The organism is uncultured Sphingomonas sp. (assembly GCF_936927845.1).
In the GTDB taxonomy this organism is placed as follows: Bacteria; Pseudomonadota; Alphaproteobacteria; order Sphingomonadales; family Sphingomonadaceae; genus Sphingomonas.
The window spans coordinates 116,281-132,447 of record NZ_CAKZHV010000067.1 but is presented as its reverse complement, the minus strand read 5'-3'; the positions used below and the strand labels follow the sequence as shown (position 1 = coordinate 132,447).

At 68.1% G+C, this 16,167-nt stretch carries 18 protein-coding genes; 9 read left to right on the top strand and 9 right to left on the bottom strand.

From position 1 onward, the window contains the following. Positions 1-124 precede the first annotated feature (124 nt). The gene (locus Q0579_RS15455) at positions 125-1,498 is read left to right on the top strand and encodes a glutamate--cysteine ligase (RefSeq protein ID WP_298813970.1); all 1,374 of its coding nucleotides are present in this window, start codon (positions 125-127) and stop codon (positions 1,496-1,498) included. 99 nt (positions 1,499-1,597) lie between these two features. Here Q0579_RS15455 and Q0579_RS15450 read toward each other — a convergent pair whose 3' ends face one another. Both Q0579_RS15450 and Q0579_RS15445 read right to left on the bottom strand, forming a co-directional pair. Beyond that, on the bottom strand, positions 1,598-2,905 hold the full coding sequence (locus Q0579_RS15450; protein WP_298813968.1) for a DUF1295 domain-containing protein: 1,308 nt from the start codon (positions 2,903-2,905) through the stop codon (positions 1,598-1,600). Positions 2,906-2,951: 46 nt separating this feature from the next. Continuing rightward, positions 2,952-3,545 carry a DUF2585 family protein gene (locus tag Q0579_RS15445; RefSeq protein WP_298813966.1) on the bottom strand — a complete coding sequence of 198 codons (594 nt, stop codon included), beginning with the start codon at positions 3,543-3,545 and terminating at the stop codon, positions 2,952-2,954. 76 nt (positions 3,546-3,621) lie between these two features. Between Q0579_RS15445 and Q0579_RS15440 the strand changes: the two genes are divergently transcribed. From Q0579_RS15440 to Q0579_RS15430, 3 genes are all read left to right on the top strand, one after another. Then, positions 3,622-4,008 carry a LysR family transcriptional regulator gene (locus Q0579_RS15440; protein ID WP_298813964.1) on the top strand — a complete coding sequence of 129 codons (387 nt, stop codon included), beginning with the start codon at positions 3,622-3,624 and terminating at the stop codon, positions 4,006-4,008. 76 nt (positions 4,009-4,084) lie between these two features. Next, positions 4,085-5,206: an NADH:flavin oxidoreductase/NADH oxidase gene (locus tag Q0579_RS15435; protein WP_298813962.1), complete on the top strand. Its 1,122-nt coding sequence runs from the start codon at positions 4,085-4,087 to the stop codon at positions 5,204-5,206. Between the two features lie 67 nt (positions 5,207-5,273). Continuing rightward, on the top strand, positions 5,274-5,978 hold the full coding sequence (locus tag Q0579_RS15430) for a phosphatase PAP2 family protein (protein ID WP_298813960.1): 705 nt from the start codon (positions 5,274-5,276) through the stop codon (positions 5,976-5,978). Positions 5,979-5,985: 7 nt separating this feature from the next. Here Q0579_RS15430 and Q0579_RS15425 read toward each other — a convergent pair whose 3' ends face one another. Both Q0579_RS15425 and galE read right to left on the bottom strand, forming a co-directional pair. Beyond that, positions 5,986-6,816 (bottom strand): CoA ester lyase, encoded by an 831-nt coding sequence (locus tag Q0579_RS15425; RefSeq protein WP_298813959.1) that lies wholly within the window; start codon positions 6,814-6,816, stop codon positions 5,986-5,988. 2 nt (positions 6,817-6,818) lie between these two features. After that, a complete protein-coding gene (gene galE / locus Q0579_RS15420; protein WP_298813957.1) occupies positions 6,819-7,829 on the bottom strand; it encodes a UDP-glucose 4-epimerase GalE in 1,011 nt (336 codons plus the stop codon). Between the two features lie 63 nt (positions 7,830-7,892). Here galE and msrA point away from each other — a divergent pair, with 63 nt between their 5' ends. Then, entirely contained in the window at positions 7,893-8,441 is a 549-nt protein-coding gene (gene msrA / locus Q0579_RS15415; protein WP_298813955.1) for a peptide-methionine (S)-S-oxide reductase MsrA, read from the top strand. A gap of 92 nt (positions 8,442-8,533) precedes the next feature. Next, entirely contained in the window at positions 8,534-8,821 is a 288-nt protein-coding gene (locus Q0579_RS15410) for a hypothetical protein (RefSeq protein WP_298813953.1), read from the top strand. 106 nt (positions 8,822-8,927) lie between these two features. On the opposite strand, the gene Q0579_RS15405 is transcribed toward Q0579_RS15410, so the two are convergent. Next, on the bottom strand, positions 8,928-9,854 hold the full coding sequence (locus Q0579_RS15405) for an L-threonylcarbamoyladenylate synthase (protein ID WP_298813951.1): 927 nt from the start codon (positions 9,852-9,854) through the stop codon (positions 8,928-8,930). 37 nt (positions 9,855-9,891) lie between these two features. Here Q0579_RS15405 and Q0579_RS15400 point away from each other — a divergent pair, with 37 nt between their 5' ends. Beyond that, positions 9,892-11,577 (top strand): acyl-CoA dehydrogenase, encoded by a 1,686-nt coding sequence (locus Q0579_RS15400; RefSeq protein ID WP_298813949.1) that lies wholly within the window; start codon positions 9,892-9,894, stop codon positions 11,575-11,577. A gap of 29 nt (positions 11,578-11,606) precedes the next feature. Here Q0579_RS15400 and Q0579_RS15395 read toward each other — a convergent pair whose 3' ends face one another. The 4 genes from Q0579_RS15395 to Q0579_RS15380 are packed head-to-tail and all read right to left on the bottom strand — an operon-like array spanning position 11,607 to position 13,520. Beyond that, complete coding sequence (locus Q0579_RS15395; RefSeq protein ID WP_298813947.1) at positions 11,607-12,089, bottom strand: hypothetical protein; 483 nt, start codon at positions 12,087-12,089, stop codon at positions 11,607-11,609. Beyond that, entirely contained in the window at positions 12,086-12,547 is a 462-nt protein-coding gene (locus Q0579_RS15390; protein ID WP_298813945.1) for a hypothetical protein, read from the bottom strand. The genes Q0579_RS15395 and Q0579_RS15390 overlap by 4 nt, the downstream gene beginning before the upstream one ends. Positions 12,548-12,559: 12 nt before the next feature. After that, positions 12,560-12,916 carry a GntR family transcriptional regulator gene (locus tag Q0579_RS15385; RefSeq protein ID WP_298813943.1) on the bottom strand — a complete coding sequence of 119 codons (357 nt, stop codon included), beginning with the start codon at positions 12,914-12,916 and terminating at the stop codon, positions 12,560-12,562. 31 nt (positions 12,917-12,947) lie between these two features. Next, a complete protein-coding gene (locus Q0579_RS15380) occupies positions 12,948-13,520 on the bottom strand; it encodes a nitroreductase (RefSeq protein WP_298813941.1) in 573 nt (190 codons plus the stop codon). A 128-nt stretch (positions 13,521-13,648) separates the two neighbouring features. Between Q0579_RS15380 and Q0579_RS15375 the strand changes: the two genes are divergently transcribed. Both Q0579_RS15375 and Q0579_RS15370 read left to right on the top strand, forming a co-directional pair. Further along, on the top strand, positions 13,649-15,460 hold the full coding sequence (locus Q0579_RS15375) for an oligopeptide:H+ symporter (protein WP_298813939.1): 1,812 nt from the start codon (positions 13,649-13,651) through the stop codon (positions 15,458-15,460). A gap of 19 nt (positions 15,461-15,479) precedes the next feature. Then, entirely contained in the window at positions 15,480-16,166 is a 687-nt protein-coding gene (locus tag Q0579_RS15370) for an NnrU family protein (RefSeq protein WP_298813937.1), read from the top strand. The last annotated feature ends 1 nt before the right edge of the window (position 16,167 follow it).

Below are 16,167 nucleotides of genomic sequence, written 5' to 3'. Positions count from 1 at the left end.
CGTTGACCAAAAAGTGGGGAGGTCGGCATCGCGCCGGCCTCCCTTTTTCGTTGTGACGCAGGCGTCTTGATCGCCACCACGCAGCCACTAGCGCTGTCGTTCATCCGCGCGTAAGCGCGCCGCTATGACGACGAAAACCGTTTCGGACAGCAACGCAGCGGTGATCGAATCGCGCGAGCAATTGATCCAGCATTTCGCCTCTGGCGAGAAACCGCGCGACCGCTGGCGCATCGGCACCGAGCACGAGAAGTTCGTCTACGCCCGCGCCGATCATCACGCGCCGTCATGGGACGAGCCGGCAGGCATCCGCGCGCTGCTGGGCGAGCTGGAGCAATACGGCTGGCGCCCGGTCGAGGAAAACGGCAAGGTCATCGCGCTGACCGGCGCGGACGGATCGGTCAGCCTGGAGCCGGCGGGGCAGTTCGAACTGTCGGGCGCACCGCTCGACAATCTGCACCAGACCTGCGCCGAAACCGGCCGCCACTTGGCTCAGGTAAAGGCCGCGGGCGAGAAGTTGGGGATCGGCTTTCTCGGGCTCGGCATGTGGCCCGACAAGACGCGCGCTGAGCTACCGATCATGCCCAAGGGTCGCTACGCGATCATGCTGCGCCATATGCCGCGCGTCGGCACGATGGGGCTCGACATGATGCTGCGCACCTGCACGATTCAGGTGAACCTGGATTATGCCAGCGAAGCCGACATGGCGAAGAAGTTTCGCGTCGGGCTCGCGCTGCAGCCGCTCGCCACCGCGCTGTTCGCCAACTCGCCGTTTACCGAAGGCAAGCCGAACGGGTTCCTGACCTATCGCAGCCACATCTGGTCGGACACCGATCCCGCGCGCACCGGCATGCTGCCGTTCGTGTTCGAGGACGGCTTCGGCTACGAGCGCTACGCCGACTACATGCTCGATGTGCCGATGTACTTCGTCTACCGCGACGGCCAGTACATCGACGCGGCGGGACTGAGCTTCCGCGACTTCCTGCGCGGTGAGTTGTCGGCGCTGCCCGGTGAGCGGCCGACGATCGATGACTGGAACGACCATCTGTCGACCGCCTTTCCCGAGGTGCGACTGAAGACGTTCCTGGAGATGCGCGGTGCGGACGGTGGGCCGTGGAACCGCATCTGCGCGCTGCCGGCGTTCTGGGTCGGATTGCTCTACGACGATGCGGCGCTCGACGCGGCGTGGGACATGGTCAAGGACTGGACGCTGGAGGAACGGCAGAGCCTGCGCGACGCGGTGCCGGCGCAAGGGTTGTCGGCACCGATCGCGGGCGGCGGGCAGTTGCGCGACGTGGCAGGGCGCGTGCTCGACATCGCGCATGCTGGGCTCAAGGCGCGCGCGCGTGTGAGCGCGGCGGGCGACGACGAGACGGGCTTCCTCGATCCGCTGCGCGAGATCGTGCGCAGCGGCAAGGTTCCGGCCGAGGTGCTGCTGGAGCGGTATGGCGGCGCGTGGAACGGCGACGTATCGAAGGTGTACGACGAGGCGAGCTTCTAGAGGCTCGCCGAGAGCGCGGTACGTACGGGCATGCCCGCGCCTGACGAGCCTTCTCGATAGCCGGGATGACGCCTGTCGGCTTGGATAACGGTGTGGAGGTCAGGCGTGTGACTGCGCTGCCACTACGTCGCCACCGCCCCGCGCCCAGCGCAGGAAGCGCGGCACTGCTCCGCGGCCCGCCATCCAGGCGTGGTAGATTTGGTAATCGGGGTCGAGCAGCAGGTGGCGCTCCTCGGTCTTCGCGCGCCAATAATAGATGCCGCTGACCGCCGCCATCAGGATCGTTGCGCGTGCCGCGTCCGTGAGACTGCCGGTGGTCAGGAACGGGATCGTCGAGATCCACCAGAACAGGTTCTTCGACAGATAGGCCGGATGCCGCGACAACGCGTAGGGCCCGTGCGTCAGGATGCCGCGGTTGGTGAGGTTGGAGAAGCGCAGCCCGAACGCCACCGTCGACCAGGCGTAGACGCCGGTCAGCACCACCAGCAATGCGCCCGTCGTCGCCAGCAGCGTCGGATGCCCCTGCATCCAGTGCGTCCAGTCGGCGGTGCCGGGGCGGTAGTCGAACGGGCGCCCGTCATCCATCATGATGAACGGCGGGTAGCAGATCAGCGCGGCGGTCCAGCCGGCCATGAATGGATTGGCCGAGCGGATGTGCGCGTCGAGCGGGCGCATCGTCAGCAGATAACCGACCGTTGCGAACGCCACGTCGACCACGAACATGAAGTTGATCAGCCAGTTGGCGAGCGCGGTCGGCGAGCGGAGCAGATTGGCGACGTCGGCGTCGACGAAATCGGCGAAGCCCGGCGGCACGATCGCCAGCATGAAGGCGAGGAAGAACGCCTTCACCCCCCAAGCGCGCAGGTGCGCGTAGATCGCCTCGTGGTCGGCCGGCGCGGTGCCGGTGATCCACGCGCCCAGCGCCCAGGCGCCGTCGCGCGGTTCGACGAGATTGCGGTCGAGCCACAGCACATAGGGGATCGACGCGGCGAACAGCCACGGCGCGGCGCCCTCCAGGCACCACATGGCGAAGCGGTAATTGCCGTCCCAGTAGAAGCGCCCGGTCATGTAGATGAGCGCGATCCCCGCCCAGGTGATCCACAGTCCCGCCAGCTTGACGAGGCTGGTGTCGATCGTTTCGCGCCACGGCCGAGCGCGGCTCCAGTCGATGCCGGTCGAGGCGCGGCGGTGGACCTTGTCGACTAGGAGCGACCACAGCACCATCGGGAGCGCACAGGCAGCGACGTTGGCGAGCGCGGCGTAGGTGCCGTCCATGCCGAAATGCCTCGCGACCGCGACCCAGGCGATCAGCCCAGCGAGCCCGGCGACGCCGACGCCCTGGCTGACCGCGCTGGCGGGACGAGGATCGCTGCGGGTCGCGCCCGCGAGGCTTGAGTCGTGGAACATGCCCGCTGCCCTACGCCGCCATTGGTAAGCACGGCGTGAAGCACGATCACCCGCTCGCGTGCTGCCACGCGACGATGCGCGGGTCGGGCGCGATCAGCATCGCGACGTTGAGCGTCAGATTGTCGCGGATCGTGGCGAGGAGCAGCAGTTCGATTGCGAGCGCCAGCGCGACGCTCACGCGGACCGGCAACGCGCGCGCGAGCAGGAACCCGGTGATCATGCACGCGATGTCGCCGACAAAGTTGAGCACGCTGTCGCCGGTATAGCCGAGCGCGGCGGTGACGCTGCGATAGCGCTCAATTACCGCGGGCGAATTCTCTGCTACCTCCCAAGCTGCCTCCACGACCACTGAGAGCAGCAGCCGCACACGCCAGTTCCAGCGGCGCAGCAGCAGCCAGCCGACGGCGTAGAACAGCAACCCGTGGGCGAGGTGCGTCGCGCTGTAGGGATCGAGCAATTGCTGGCTGTCCTCGGCCGAGTTGACGCGCCCGTTCCATAGCGCGACGTGCCCGCAGGTGCAGATCGCGCTGCGTCCCATTGCCAGTAGGATCGCCGCGGTGAGCGCGATCACTCCCGTCACTGCCAACGACACCCGCCGGTCCGCGCGCGACACTACCCCTGCCATGCCAACCCTTGCCATGTGCGCGAGCGTAGCGCGCGGCGACCGGACGCGATATGCCGACAGGCATGGCACGCATATGCCCTGATAAGCGACCGTGAGGCTGGGCGCGCTCAAGCTCAAGCTACAGCTCGTCTGCGGCGATGGCTTCGCGATGGGGCCGGGCAAGGCCGACCTGCTCGAGGCGATCGACCGCGAAGGCTCGATCTCGGCGGCAGGACGCGCGCTCGGCATGAGCTATCGTCGCACGTGGTTGCTGGTCGATGAAATGAACCGCTGCTTTCGCGAACGGCTGGTCGAAGCGTCGGCGGGCGGCGGGCAGAACCGCGGCGCGCGGCTGACCAGGGAGGGGCGCGCAGTGCTCGCCGCCTATCGCACGCTGGAGCAGCAGGCGGCGGTGATCGCCGACAGCGAGGCGTATCGCGCGCTGACCCGCAATCTGCTCGACACGCCGCAGCCGCAGCCATCATCATCTCGGCCGTGAGGCGATCGGCGTGCGGAGCGCCGCATCCCAAATCACCGCGGCGCGTTGGGGCGGCTCACTGACGAGAGCTGATGGTATGAGCGGACCCAGATTGTTTGAGCGTTTGGACGTGGGCGGCCTGTCGCTCGCCAACCGCATCGTGATCGCGCCGATGTGCCAATATTCGGCCGACAATGGCTGCATGACCGACTGGCATCTGATCCACCTCGGCCATCTGGCGCTGTCGGGCGCGGGCGTGCTGACGATCGAGGCGACCGCGGTGGTGCCCGAGGGGCGGATCACTTACGGCGACGTCGGCCTGTGGGACGATGCCACCGAGGCGGCGATGAAGCGCATGCTCGACGGGGTGCGCGCGCACTCGCCGATGCCGATCGCGATCCAGTTGGCGCACGCCGGGCGCAAGGCGTCGACCGAACTGCCGTGGCACGGCGGCAAGCAGATCGCGGCAGGTGACGCGAACGGCTGGCAGACCGAGGCGCCCTCCGCGCTGGCGTTCGGCGACGGTGAGGCAGCACCAGTGGCGCTGAGCCGCGCGCGCATGGACGAGATCCGCGACGCCTTTGCGGAAGCGGCGCGTCGCTCCGCGCGGCTGGGGCTGGACGCAGTGCAGATTCACGCCGCGCACGGTTATCTGCTGCACGAATTCCTGTCGCCGCTCTCCAACCGACGCGACGATGACTACGGCGGCAGCCTCGAAAACCGGATGCGCTATCCGCTGGAGGTGTTCGACGCGGTGCGCGCGGCATTCCCGGCCGACAAGCCTGTCACGGTGCGCGTGTCGGGCACCGACTGGGTTGAGGGTGGTTGGGACATCGAGGGCACGATCGCCTTCGCGCAGGCGCTGGAGGCGCGCGGGTGCGCCGCGATCCACGTGTCGAGCGGCGGGCTCGATCCGCGCCAGGACATTCCGGTCGGCCCCAATTACCAGGTGCCGCTGGCGCGCGCAGTGAAGGGGGCGGTGTCGATCCCGGTTGTCGCGGTGGGGCTGATCACCGACTTTGAGCAGGCGGAGGCGATCGTCGCGACCGGCGATGCCGACCTGATCGCGCTGGCGCGCACGATCCTCTACGATCCGCGCTGGCCGTGGCATGCCGCGGCGCATCTGGGCGGGCGGGTGCGCGCGCCCGACCAGTATCTCCGCTCGCAACCGCGCCGGTTCAAGGACCTGTTCGACGAGCCCGACGACGCGACCTATTGAGGTGCGTGCCGCCGCGCGGATGCCTGAAGGGGTTACGCGCGGCGGATCACGCTTTTACAGACGATGGATGACCGATCATCCGACCATCGCCCCCGCGCTGACCGCGGCCGAGCCCGCGCAGGAAGCACGGAACTGGCACCTCCCGTCCGTGTTGCGCGGGGCCGGATTGTGCGCGGGCGCGATCGCGCTGCTGCTGGTGATCGGTTTCGCGCTGAGCCGGCATCCGTTCGGGTTCGATCTGCCGGTCAGCAACGCGCTGCGCGGCATTGGGCCGGCGTGGCTGCGCAAGGCGATGATCGACGTGACTGCGCTGGGCGGCGGCACCGTGCTGACGATCGTCACGATCGCTGCCGTGGCGATCCTGATCGCGCAGCGGCTCGCGTTGACCGCGGGGCTGGTGGCCGCCGCGGTGATCACGGGCACGGCGGGGAGCAATGCGTTGAAGCTCGTCTTCATGCGCCCGCGCCCGCCCATTGCCGACCGGCTGATCGAGGTGACGGGCGATAGCTTCCCGAGCGGCCACGCGGCGAATTCGGCGATCGTCTACCTGACGCTCGCCGCGCTGGTGACGCAGGTGACGCCGGGCCGCGCGACACGCAACACGGTGCTTAGCCTAGCGATCCTGCTGGTCGGCGCGATCGGCACGAGCCGCGTCTATCTGGGCGTGCACTGGCCGTCCGACGTGCTCGCGGGGTGGAGTTTCGGGACGCTCTGGGCGATCGGCTGGTGGCAGATCGCGCGGCAGACGCGTCCGCTCCTCGTCGCCCCTTGATCGGACCCTAGTCGCCCACCAGCGCAAGCAATCGCTCGGCCGCTTTCAGATGCGGCGCGTCGACCATCTTGCCGTCCAATTGCAGCGCCCCTGCGCCCGGATTGGCGGCGAACAGATCGACCACGGCGCGGGCGTGCGCGACCTCGGCGTCGCTGGGGGAGAAGGCGGCGTTGATCACCGCCACCTGCGCGGGGTGGATCGCCATCATGCCGGTAAAGCCGTCGCGCCGCCCGCGTGCCGCATAGGCGGCGAGCCCGTCCAGATCGCGGAAGTCGGGATAGACCGTCTCGATCGCGGGAACGCCCGCGGCATGCGCGCCGAACAGCGTCAGTGCGCGCACCATCTTGTACGGATCGGTATAGCTGCCGTCCGCCTCGCGGCTGGTCGACGCGCCGATTGCCGCGGGCAGATCCTCCGCCCCCCAGGTCAACCCGGCCAGCCCAGTACCGTCATAATCGCCGAGCGTGAACACCGCGCGCGGCGTTTCGCTCGCGATCGGCAGCACGAGATAGTCGCCCGGCAACCGCCGCCGCAGCTCGGCGACCGAGCTGCGCCCCTCTGCCTTGGGCAGTACCACGCCGGCCATCGCCGCACCGTCGAGTGCCGCCAGATCGTCGGCGATGAAGGCGCTGTCGAGCGGATTGACGCGGACGAACAAGGTCGCGTCGGCGCTGCGCATGTCAACGAACTCGCGCACCGCGGCGCGTGCCGCTGCCTTGACACTGGCCGCGACCGAATCCTCCAGATCGAGGATCAGCGCGTCGGCGCCGAGCCCGGCGGCCTTCTTTATCCGCTCGGGCCGATCGCCCGGCACGAACAACAACGAGCGCAGTCGCACGCTCAGCGCCCCATCTCGGCGAGCTTGCGCTCCCACGCCAATGCGTCGCGCACGATGCCGTCCAGGTCGGCGCGGCTAGGCGTCCAGTCGATGGTTGCGAGGATCGCGGCATTGTTGGAGATCAGCTCGGCCGGATCGCCAGCGCGTCGCCCCTCCATCTTGCGCTCGATCGTCATGTTGGTGACGCGGTCGACCGAGTCGAGCACCTCCAGCACCGAGAAACCGCGGCCGTAGCCCGCGTTCAGCGTCACGCTGTCGCCCGGATGCTCAACCAGCCACGCGAGCGCCGCGACATGCGCGTCGGCGAGGTCGCTGACGTGGATGTAATCGCGCACGCCGGTGCCGTCGGGGGTGGCAAAATCCTGTCCGAAGACGCTGACTGCGGCGCGCTTGCCGGTCGCCGCCTCGACCGCGATCTTGATCAGGTGCGTCGCGCCCACGGTCGACTGCCCGCTGCGCCCCTGCTGGTCGGCGCCCGCGACGTTGAAGTAACGCAGCGCAGCATAGTTCATCGGGTGCGCCGCCGACACATCGCGCAGCATCGCCTCGGTCATCAGCTTCGACATGCCGTACGGATTGATCGGCACCGTGGGGTCGGTCTCGGTCACCGGCACGCGCTCGGGCGTGCCATAGGTCGCGGCGGTGGAGGAGAAGATGAAGTGCGGCACGCCCGCCTTCACCGCGCTTTCGATCAGGCTACGCGTCGCCGCGGTGTTGTTGCGGTAATATTTGAGCGGGTCGCTGACCGATTCGGGCACTACCACCGATCCGGCGAAATGCATGATCGCGCGGACCTCGTGCTCGGCGAGCACGTCGGCGACGCGCGGGTCCTCGACCGCCATCTCGACGAAGGTCGCGCGGTCGTCGACCGCCCAGTCGAACCCGGTGACGAGGTTGTCGATCACGACCACCTGGTATCCGGCGTCGAGCAGCGCCAGCACCGCGTGGCTGCCGATATAACCCGCGCCGCCGGTCACCATCACCTTGCCGTCGAGTGTCGCTGCGCCAGCCATCTGCATCTCCCTTTCAGGCGCCCTAGCGGCTTCCTACATCCTTCTCAAAGGAGACTTCTTCATATGACCGAATACGCGATTGTCGCCGGCGGCTGCTTCTGGTGCACCGAAGCCGTGTTCAAGGACGTGATCGGCGTCGAGAGCGTCGAGAGCGGCTATATCGGCGGCCACGCGCCCAACCCGACCTACAAGCAGGTCTGCGGCGGCGACACGGGCCACGCGGAGGCGATCAAGGTCGGCTTTGATCCCGCGCAGCTCAGCTACGGCGACCTGCTCGACATCTTCTTCGCGACGCACGATCCGACGCAGTTGAACCGTCAGGGCAACGACGTCGGCACGCAATACCGTTCGGCGATCTTCCCGCAGTCGGAGGAGCAGGCCGCCGAGGCGAAGGCCGCGATCCAGCGCGCGCAGGGCGACCAGTCGAAGCCGATCGTCACCACGATCGAGGCGAACGACACCTGGTATCCGGCGGAAGGCTATCACCAGGATTATTGGGAGACGCAGGGGCGCAGCAATCCTTACTGCATGGCGGTGATCCCGCCCAAGCTGCAGAAGCTGCGCAAGAGCTATGCCGCGCGCACCAAGAGCATGGCCGAGGCGCAGGGCTGATTGCAGGCAGAGGGGCGGCGAGGGAACGAGGATAGCTGATCTGTGTTAGTGCGCTGCCGGAATGACCGGTGCCCACGAACAGGGAAGAGATCATGTCCACGCTTCGTCTCGCCGCCGCCGTCCTGCTCCTCGCCGCTCCGCTCGCTGCCTGTGGCGGTTCGGGTGACGACAAGCTCGCGCATCAGGTCAAGAAGGCGGCAGACAATCGCGCCGACCAGCTTGAACAGCGCGCCGACGATCTGAAGGATCAGGCCGAGCAGGTGCGCAAGGTCGGCGAAAAGCGTGCCGACGCGATCGACGCCGCCGACCTCAACACGCACGCGATGAGCCCCGAGCAGAAGGCCGCGATCGTCGACAATCAGGCGCCGGCGGTCCGCTGACGCGAGGCGACCCCGGCGCCTTGCAGTGCGCCGGGGTCGAGCGCGACAAGGTGTCATACGCGTAAGAGGGTGTTTGCAATCGCTGCAATCACCGCGCGTGATGTGATCAGCGGTGCGCGGCGCGACGCAGCCGGTCATTGATCGCGACGCCGATCCCGCGTTCGGGCACCGGCGCGACCGCGATACGCCCGGCGGATGATGCGTCGGCGCGGTGCAGCGCGTCGAACAGCCGCGCGGCCGCTTCGACCACCTCGCCACGCGCCGACAGTGTGTCGTCGCCCGCGACCGCGCCGAAGCCGATCAGCCATTCATCGGAATGTGCGCTGATCGCGTCCAAGCGCAGCGGTTTCGATGGGGCATAATGGATCGCGAGCTGGCCCGGTGCGCTGACGTGTGCCGTGGTGCCGGATGCTACGGGCAGCACCTCCGCCAGCATCTCGGCGGTGATCGGTCCGGGGCGCAGGATCGTGCGACCCGCCAGGATCGTCGACTCGACCCCCGCCGCGGTTGCGCCAGCGTCGATGATCAACGGCACGCGCACGCCGAGGCTGGCGGCGACGTGTTCGGCGCGGGTTGGGCTGATCGCGTTGCTCGCATTCGCCGACGGTGCGGCGAGCGGCGCGGCGCTGGCGGCGATCAGCGCCTGCATCGCGCGGTGCGCGGGCACGCGGATCGCGATAGTTTCGAGCCCGGCGGTGACGAGCGATGCGATCCCCGCGTCGGCCCGAAGGGGCAGCACCAGCGTCAGCGGCCCCGGCCAGAACCGCGCCGCAACCGTGCGCGCGTCGTCGTCGAACTGCGCGATCCGCTCCGCCGCTGCGAGGTCGGCGACGTGGACGATCAGCGGGTTGAAGCTCGGCCGCCCCTTCGCCGCGTAGATGCCTGCGACCGCGGCAGCGTCGCGGGCGTCGGCGGCGAGCCCGTACACCGTCTCGGTCGGCACCGCGACGATCCCGCCGGCGCGGATCAGCGCGGCGGCCTCAGCGATCGCGGCCTCACCGAAGGCGCGGATGACGGGTGGTTGAGCCTCCATGTGCGCACGCTATAGCGGGCACGATCAGGAGAGAGAAATGGCCTTCACCGCCCCCGTCGCCGAGCAGCGCTTCGTCCTCGACACCGTCGCGAACATCGGCGAGCTCGCCGACACCGAACGCTTCGCCGCCGCGACTCCCGACGTGATCGACGCGGTGCTCGAAGGTGCGGCGCAGTTCGCCGCCGGCGAATGGGCACCGCTCAACCGCGTGGGCGACACGGTGGGTGCGAAATGGACCCCGAACGGCGTCGTCATGCCCGACGGCTACCGAGAGGCATACCAAGCCTATGTCGAGGGCGGCTGGGGCACGATCGGCGTGTCGGAAGCGTTCGGCGGACAGGGGCTGCCCTTCGTCGTCCAGGCCGCGGTGCTCGAAACGCTGGGCAGCGCCAACATGGGGTTCGCGCTCTGCCCGACGCTGACGGTCGGCGCGATCGAGGCGATCGAGCATCACGGCACCCCTGAGCAGCAGGCGACCTATCTGCCCAAGCTCGCGACGGGCGAGTGGACCGGCACGATGAACCTGACCGAGCCGCAGGCGGGCAGCGACGTCGGCGCGCTGCGCGCGACCGCGACGCCCATCGTAAAGGAGGGGGGGCGCGACGGCACGTTCAGCATCAAGGGCACCAAGATCTACATCTCGTTCGGCGACCATGACATGGCGGACAATATCGTTCACCTCGTGCTCGCGCGCACGCCCGATGCGCCCGCGGGCACGCGCGGCATCTCGTTGTTCCTGGTGCCCAAGGTGCGCGAGGACGGCACGATGAACGACGTCCGCGTCGTCTCGATCGAGCACAAGATGGGGCTGCACGCCTCGCCGACCTGCGTGCTGTCGTTCGGCGATCATGACGATTGCGTCGGCGAGCTGATCGGCCCCGAGTTCGGCGGCATGCGGGCAATGTTCACGATGATGAACAACGCGCGCCTGAACGTGGGCCTGCAAGGCGTGCAGGTCGCCGAGGCCGCGACGCAGAAGGCGGTCGATTATGCCCGCGAGCGCGTCCAGGGCGCGCGCGCCGGAGCGCAGTCGGCGATCATCGAACATCCCGACGTGCGCCGCATGTTGATGCGGATGAAGGCGCAGACGATGGCGGCGCGCGCGCTCGTCTATTACGCCTGCGGTCAGGTCGACCGTGCGGGCATGGGTGATGCGCACGCGAAGGATCGGCTCGAGATCACTACCCCGCTCGCCAAGGCGCACGCGACCGATCTGGGCAACGAGATCGCGAGCATCGGCGTCCAGGTCCATGGCGGGATGGGCTTCGTCGAGGAGACGGGCGCGGCGCAATTCTTCCGCGACGCGCGCATCACGCCGATCTACGAGGGCACGAACGGCATTCAGGCCGCCGACCTCGTCGGGCGCAAGCTGTCGCTGTCGAACGGCGGCGCGTTCGCGAGCCTGATCGCGGACATGCGTGCCGAGGCGCAGCACCCGCGACTGACTGCGCTGGTCGACGCATGCGAGGCAGTCGGGCGGCGGTTGCAGACCGTGGATGCGGATGATCGCCAGGCGGCGAGCTATCCGTTTCTCACCATGCTGTCGGTCGCGACCTGCGGCTGGCTGCTCGAACGGCAGGCGCGTGCGCAAGGTGCGGACGCGGTCAAGCAGGCGAGCGTCGCCTTCTACCTCGACCAGATCGTGCCCGAGGCGATGGGGCTGGAGGCGGCGGCGAATGCGCCGGCGAGCCAGCTTTACGCGCTGACCGCCGACGCGTTCTGACGCTTACTCGGTCGACGCGTTCTGACCGGCTATTCGCCCGACGGGCAGCCGTCGGGCGATGCGCTGCGATAGTCGGCGGGGTACCAGCGCGACACGCCCGCGTCCTGGTCGTGGTAGCAGACCGCCGCGTCGCGCCCGTCAGGGGTGATCGCGATCGCCCAATTGTGCGGCCCGCAATTATGCGCCTCGCACGCCCAGGATAGGATGCGCCCGTCCTGTTCGGCGACCGGATTGGCGGTCACGTCGCGGCTGAGCACGGTATCGCGAACCTCGGCATCGGGTACGATCCGCGCGACCGCGGCGCGCACCGCGGGTTCGTCGACGAAGCGCCGACCCGCGACCAGATCGAACGGGTATCGGCCGACATAGCGTGACAGGTTGGTGGCGGCGACGGTCGCACTCGGGGTGGGCGTCGGCGTTGCCGTGGCACGTGTGGGTTCAGGCTGCGGCTCGGGCGCGCGGCTGCACGCGGCCAGCGCGGTCAGCAGCAGGAGCGCGGGCGTGTATCTCATCGCCGGCGCAGCGACGCGCTGTCGATGTGCCACTGCCGCTGTTCGGGCGTCGCGCCGTCGACGTCGTTGACGTGGCGAAGCGTATAGCTGCCCGCGAACACCTGCCCCGTTCCGTTCTTGAGCGTCGCGCGCACCGTCACCGGCACGCGGATGTAGGTCGATCCGGCGGCGCCCTCCGGTCGCGTCGGCGCACCCGTGATGATGCGAGTGTGGCGCGTGTCAGCGAAACCGCGGACGAACTGCGCGTAGCTCTGACGGCTCGCCTGCCCGCCGCGGTCCCACAAGCGATATGCGGTGCGATAGTCGCGCCGGTCGATCGCGGCATAATAACGCTGCACGACCGCCCGCGCTGCGGCGGGGGTGGCGGACGGCGTCGCAACGGCGGCGCTGGCGAACAGGGCGGAGACGAGCAGGATCATGCGTGCGACAACGGCCGAGCCGGCGGCACGGTTTCGCACGCCCCGTTCGGCTCAGGCGTCGTGACGCTCTATCAATTCGGACAGGTCGAGCCCGAGGAGGTCGATATAGCCGCGGATGCGCGGCCATTGATTGGCGACGAAATTCTCGCGCTCGGCAGTGCGCAGCCGCTCGGACGCGCCCGCCAGCACGAACATGCCGACGCCGCGGCGCACCTCGACATAGCCGTCGTCCTGAAAGCTCTGGTACGCTTTCGCGACCGTCAGCGGGTTGGCGCCGTGTTCCGCCGCCAGCGCGCGGACCGAGGGAAGCTGGTCGCCCGCCACGAAGTCCCCGCGCAGGATCCCCGCGGCGATGGTTGCGCGCAGCCGGATGTAAACCGGGCTGTCCTCGTTGCTCAATGCTGCCATGCTGCGTTAATACAGCAAATGGGGCGCAAGTCTACCAGTCGCTCCACACCTGTTCGATCGCGGGACGTGGCCGTTCGTCGAGCGCGCGGCCGGGCGTGCCGACGAACACGAAACCGGTGATCCGCTCGTGCGGCTGGCCGAACGCGTCGCGGACGCGAGGGGAGAAGGCGGGCCAGCCGGTCAGCCAGCCGGCGGCGTAACCGTGCGCGTGGACGGCGTGGAGCAGGTTCATGCACGCCGCGCCGGCCGACAATTCCTGTTCCCACAAGGGTATCTTGTTGTCGGTCTTGGGGGAGGAGAGCGCGACGACCAGCGCCGGTGCCTGGGTCGCGAACTGCACCATCGCGTCGAGCTCGGCCTGCCGCGCTTCGGGCTTCTCGGCGCGGTACGCCTCGACCAGCAGCGCGGCCAGTCGCTCGCGCTGATCGGCGCCGACGATCACGAAGCGCCACGGCGCGAGCTTGCCGTGATCGGGGGTGCGCGCGGCGAGTGCGATCATCTGCACGATTTCGGCGTGATCAGGGCCGGGCGCGACCAGATCGCGGGGTTTGCCCGAGCGACGGGTGGAGAGATGCGAAAGCAGCGAGGAGCGGTCGTTGAACATGGGCGCGCATCTAGGAAATGTTAACGCGTATTTACAGCACGGCTGTTGCCGCTAGTCTCCGCTGCAACCATCGCGCGCGCCGCGTCAGCGTAAGCGCGAACGTGAGTTCAGGGAGCGTATTTCGAACAATGGTGGACACCCCGACGGCCGACAACCGCGCCGAACCCGACATCACCCACACCAATCCCGCCGCGGAGGAAACCTGGTTCGGCCACCCGCGCCAGCTCGCGCGGTTGTTCACCACCGAGATGTGGGAGCGGTTCGGTTACTACGGGATGCGCGCGCTGCTGACGCTGTATCTCACCAAGCATTTCGTGTTCGGTGATCGCGAGGCGACCGGGCTGTACGGCGGATTCACCGCGCTCGTCTACCTGACCCCGCTGGTGGGCGGGTATCTCGCCGACCAGTATCTCGGCTCGAAGCGGTCGGTTAAGTTCGGCGCGATCATGATGGCGGTCGGCTATCTGACGCTCTGCTTCGGCGGCGAGACGGCCAAGCCGTACGCGACGATCGACGGGCAGCGTTACGCGGTGCAGGTCGACGGCTTCCGCGATGCGCCGACGAGTGCCTCGGCCGAGGTGCGCTATCTCGTCACGCCGCAGGGGCGGCTGGAGATCAAGGGCAACGAGGACGGTTCAGTCTCGCTCCTCAACCCCGACAAGAGCGTGTCGCGCACGATTGCGAAGGGCGGGTTCGAGACCGGTGGCGAGCGCAGCGCGCTGCTGACCGCGATTTTGCTCCTAGCACTCAGCCTGATCTCGGTCGGCAATGGTTTCTTCAAGCCCAACATCTCGACCATGGTGGGTGAGCTCTACGCCGGCGGCGACCGCCGCCGTGACGCGGGGTTCACGATTTTCTACATGGGGATCAATCTCGGCTCATTGGGCTCGCAGCTGCTCTGCCCGCTGCTCGCCGACAAGGTCGGCTGGTGGGCGGGCTTCGGCCTCGCGGCGTTCGGCATGCTGATCTCCTGGGCGCTGATCCAGTTCAACGGCGGCAAGCTGAACGGCATCGGCGAGGCACCGGTGCGCGCCGGACCCGACCGCACGCTCGCGATCTTCGCGGGCGCGATCCTGGCGGTGCCGGTATTCTATTTCCTGTTCGTCAACCTGATGAACTCGACCGCGCCCGAGCCCGGTTCGGGCATCCTCGGCTATATCGCGTCCCTATCACTGATGGGTAAGCTGCTGTTCGGCACCTTCCTGGTCAGCGTGCCGGGCATCCTGATCTGGTCCTATGCCAAGGGGAGCAAGGCCGAGTTCCAGATGATGCTGGCGGCGATGATCCTGATCGTCTTCAACGTCGTGTTCTGGACCCTGTTCGAGCAGGCGGGATCGAGCCTGACGCTGTTTGCTGATCGCAACACCGACCTGACAATCGCAGGGAGCTTCGCAATCACCGCGCCGCAGACGCAGTTCTTCAACGCGTTCTTCATCGTGGCACTCGCGCCGGTCATGTCGATTTTGTGGACCAAGCTCGCCGCGCGCGGGATCGAGCCGACGATACCCGTCAAGTTCGGCCTCGCGCTGATCGGCGTCGGGCTGGGCTTCCTGTTCCTCGTCTGGGGCGGGCAGTTCGCGGGCAGCGACTTCAAGGTCGCGATCTGGTGGCTTGCCGGGCTCTACCTGATCCACTCGGTCGCTGAGCTCTGCATCTCGCCGGTGGGCCTGAGCATGATCACCAAATTGTCAATCGCGCGCATCGTCGGGCTGATGATGGGCGTGTGGTTCCTGTCGATCTCGGTTGCGCAGTACGTTGCGGGCATCGTCGCGCAGGTCGCATCGGTCGAGACGGTCGGCGGCCAGGTGACCAACCTGAAGGTCAGCCTCGACACCTACAATCAGGTGTTCTGGACCATCGGGCTGACCGCGGCGGTGATCGGCGCGGTTCTGCTGGCGCTGTCGCCGCTGATCAAGCGCTGGATGCACGGGGTACAATAACAAGCGGAAAGGGTAAGACATGGGGGAAGTGCTGATCGCCGCTGCGGCGTTCGTCGGAACGCACTTCCTCCTGTCGCACCAGCTGCGCGCGCCGTTGGTCGCGCGCGTCGGCGAGCGCGGGTTCGCCGGCATCTACAGTCTGGTCGCGTTCGCGACGCTGATCTGGCTCGCCCGCGCCTACCGCGCCGCACCCGCGGGTGATCCGTTATGGCCGGTCGGTGACGGGCTGTGGGCGATTGCGACGATCGTCATGCTGGTGGCGAGCGTGCTGTTCATGGGCTCGCTGGTGCGCAACCCCGCGCTCCCCGACCCGGGCGGCAAGGCGAAGCCGGTGCCCGAGGCGCGCGGCGTATACGCGATCACGCGGCATCCGATGATGTGGGCGTTCGCTTTGTGGGGCGGGGTGCACATCCTGGTCTATCCCGATCCCTCGAACGTTGCGCTGGCGAGCGCGATCATCATCCTCGCACTGGCGGGTGCACACATGCAGGACCGCAAGAAGGCGCGGTTGCAACCCGATTTCTGGCCCGAGTGGGAGCGGCGGACGAGCTACCTGCCATTCGCCGCCATCGTCGGCGGCCGCGCGCGGATCGGCACGCTCGGGGGCCACGCGCTCGGCGGTGGCGTGGTGTTGTGGCTGGCGGCGACATGGGCGCACGTTCCGCTGGCGGGCTGGGCAGCGGGCATGTGGCGCTGGATCGTCTGAG

Excerpts from the sequence above, each read along its gene's own strand:
- Q0579_RS15455 (WP_298813970.1), top strand. The coding sequence starts at position 125 with ATGACGACGAAAACCGTTTCGGACAGCAACGCAGCGGTGATCGAATCG.
- Q0579_RS15450 (WP_298813968.1), bottom strand. The coding sequence starts at position 2,905 with ATGTTCCACGACTCAAGCCTCGCGGGCGCGACCCGCAGCGATCCTCGT.
- Q0579_RS15445 (WP_298813966.1), bottom strand. The coding sequence starts at position 3,545 with ATGGCAAGGGTTGGCATGGCAGGGGTAGTGTCGCGCGCGGACCGGCGG.
- Q0579_RS15435 (WP_298813962.1), top strand. The coding sequence starts at position 4,085 with ATGAGCGGACCCAGATTGTTTGAGCGTTTGGACGTGGGCGGCCTGTCG.
- Q0579_RS15430 (WP_298813960.1), top strand. The coding sequence starts at position 5,274 with ATGACCGATCATCCGACCATCGCCCCCGCGCTGACCGCGGCCGAGCCC.
- galE (WP_298813957.1), bottom strand. The coding sequence starts at position 7,829 with ATGGCTGGCGCAGCGACACTCGACGGCAAGGTGATGGTGACCGGCGGC.
- msrA (WP_298813955.1), top strand. The coding sequence starts at position 7,893 with ATGACCGAATACGCGATTGTCGCCGGCGGCTGCTTCTGGTGCACCGAA.
- Q0579_RS15410 (WP_298813953.1), top strand. The coding sequence starts at position 8,534 with ATGTCCACGCTTCGTCTCGCCGCCGCCGTCCTGCTCCTCGCCGCTCCG.
- Q0579_RS15405 (WP_298813951.1), bottom strand. The coding sequence starts at position 9,854 with ATGGAGGCTCAACCACCCGTCATCCGCGCCTTCGGTGAGGCCGCGATC.
- Q0579_RS15400 (WP_298813949.1), top strand. The coding sequence starts at position 9,892 with ATGGCCTTCACCGCCCCCGTCGCCGAGCAGCGCTTCGTCCTCGACACC.
- Q0579_RS15395 (WP_298813947.1), bottom strand. The coding sequence starts at position 12,089 with ATGAGATACACGCCCGCGCTCCTGCTGCTGACCGCGCTGGCCGCGTGC.
- Q0579_RS15385 (WP_298813943.1), bottom strand. The coding sequence starts at position 12,916 with ATGGCAGCATTGAGCAACGAGGACAGCCCGGTTTACATCCGGCTGCGC.
- Q0579_RS15380 (WP_298813941.1), bottom strand. The coding sequence starts at position 13,520 with ATGTTCAACGACCGCTCCTCGCTGCTTTCGCATCTCTCCACCCGTCGC.
- Q0579_RS15375 (WP_298813939.1), top strand. The coding sequence starts at position 13,649 with ATGGTGGACACCCCGACGGCCGACAACCGCGCCGAACCCGACATCACC.
- Q0579_RS15370 (WP_298813937.1), top strand. The coding sequence starts at position 15,480 with ATGGGGGAAGTGCTGATCGCCGCTGCGGCGTTCGTCGGAACGCACTTC.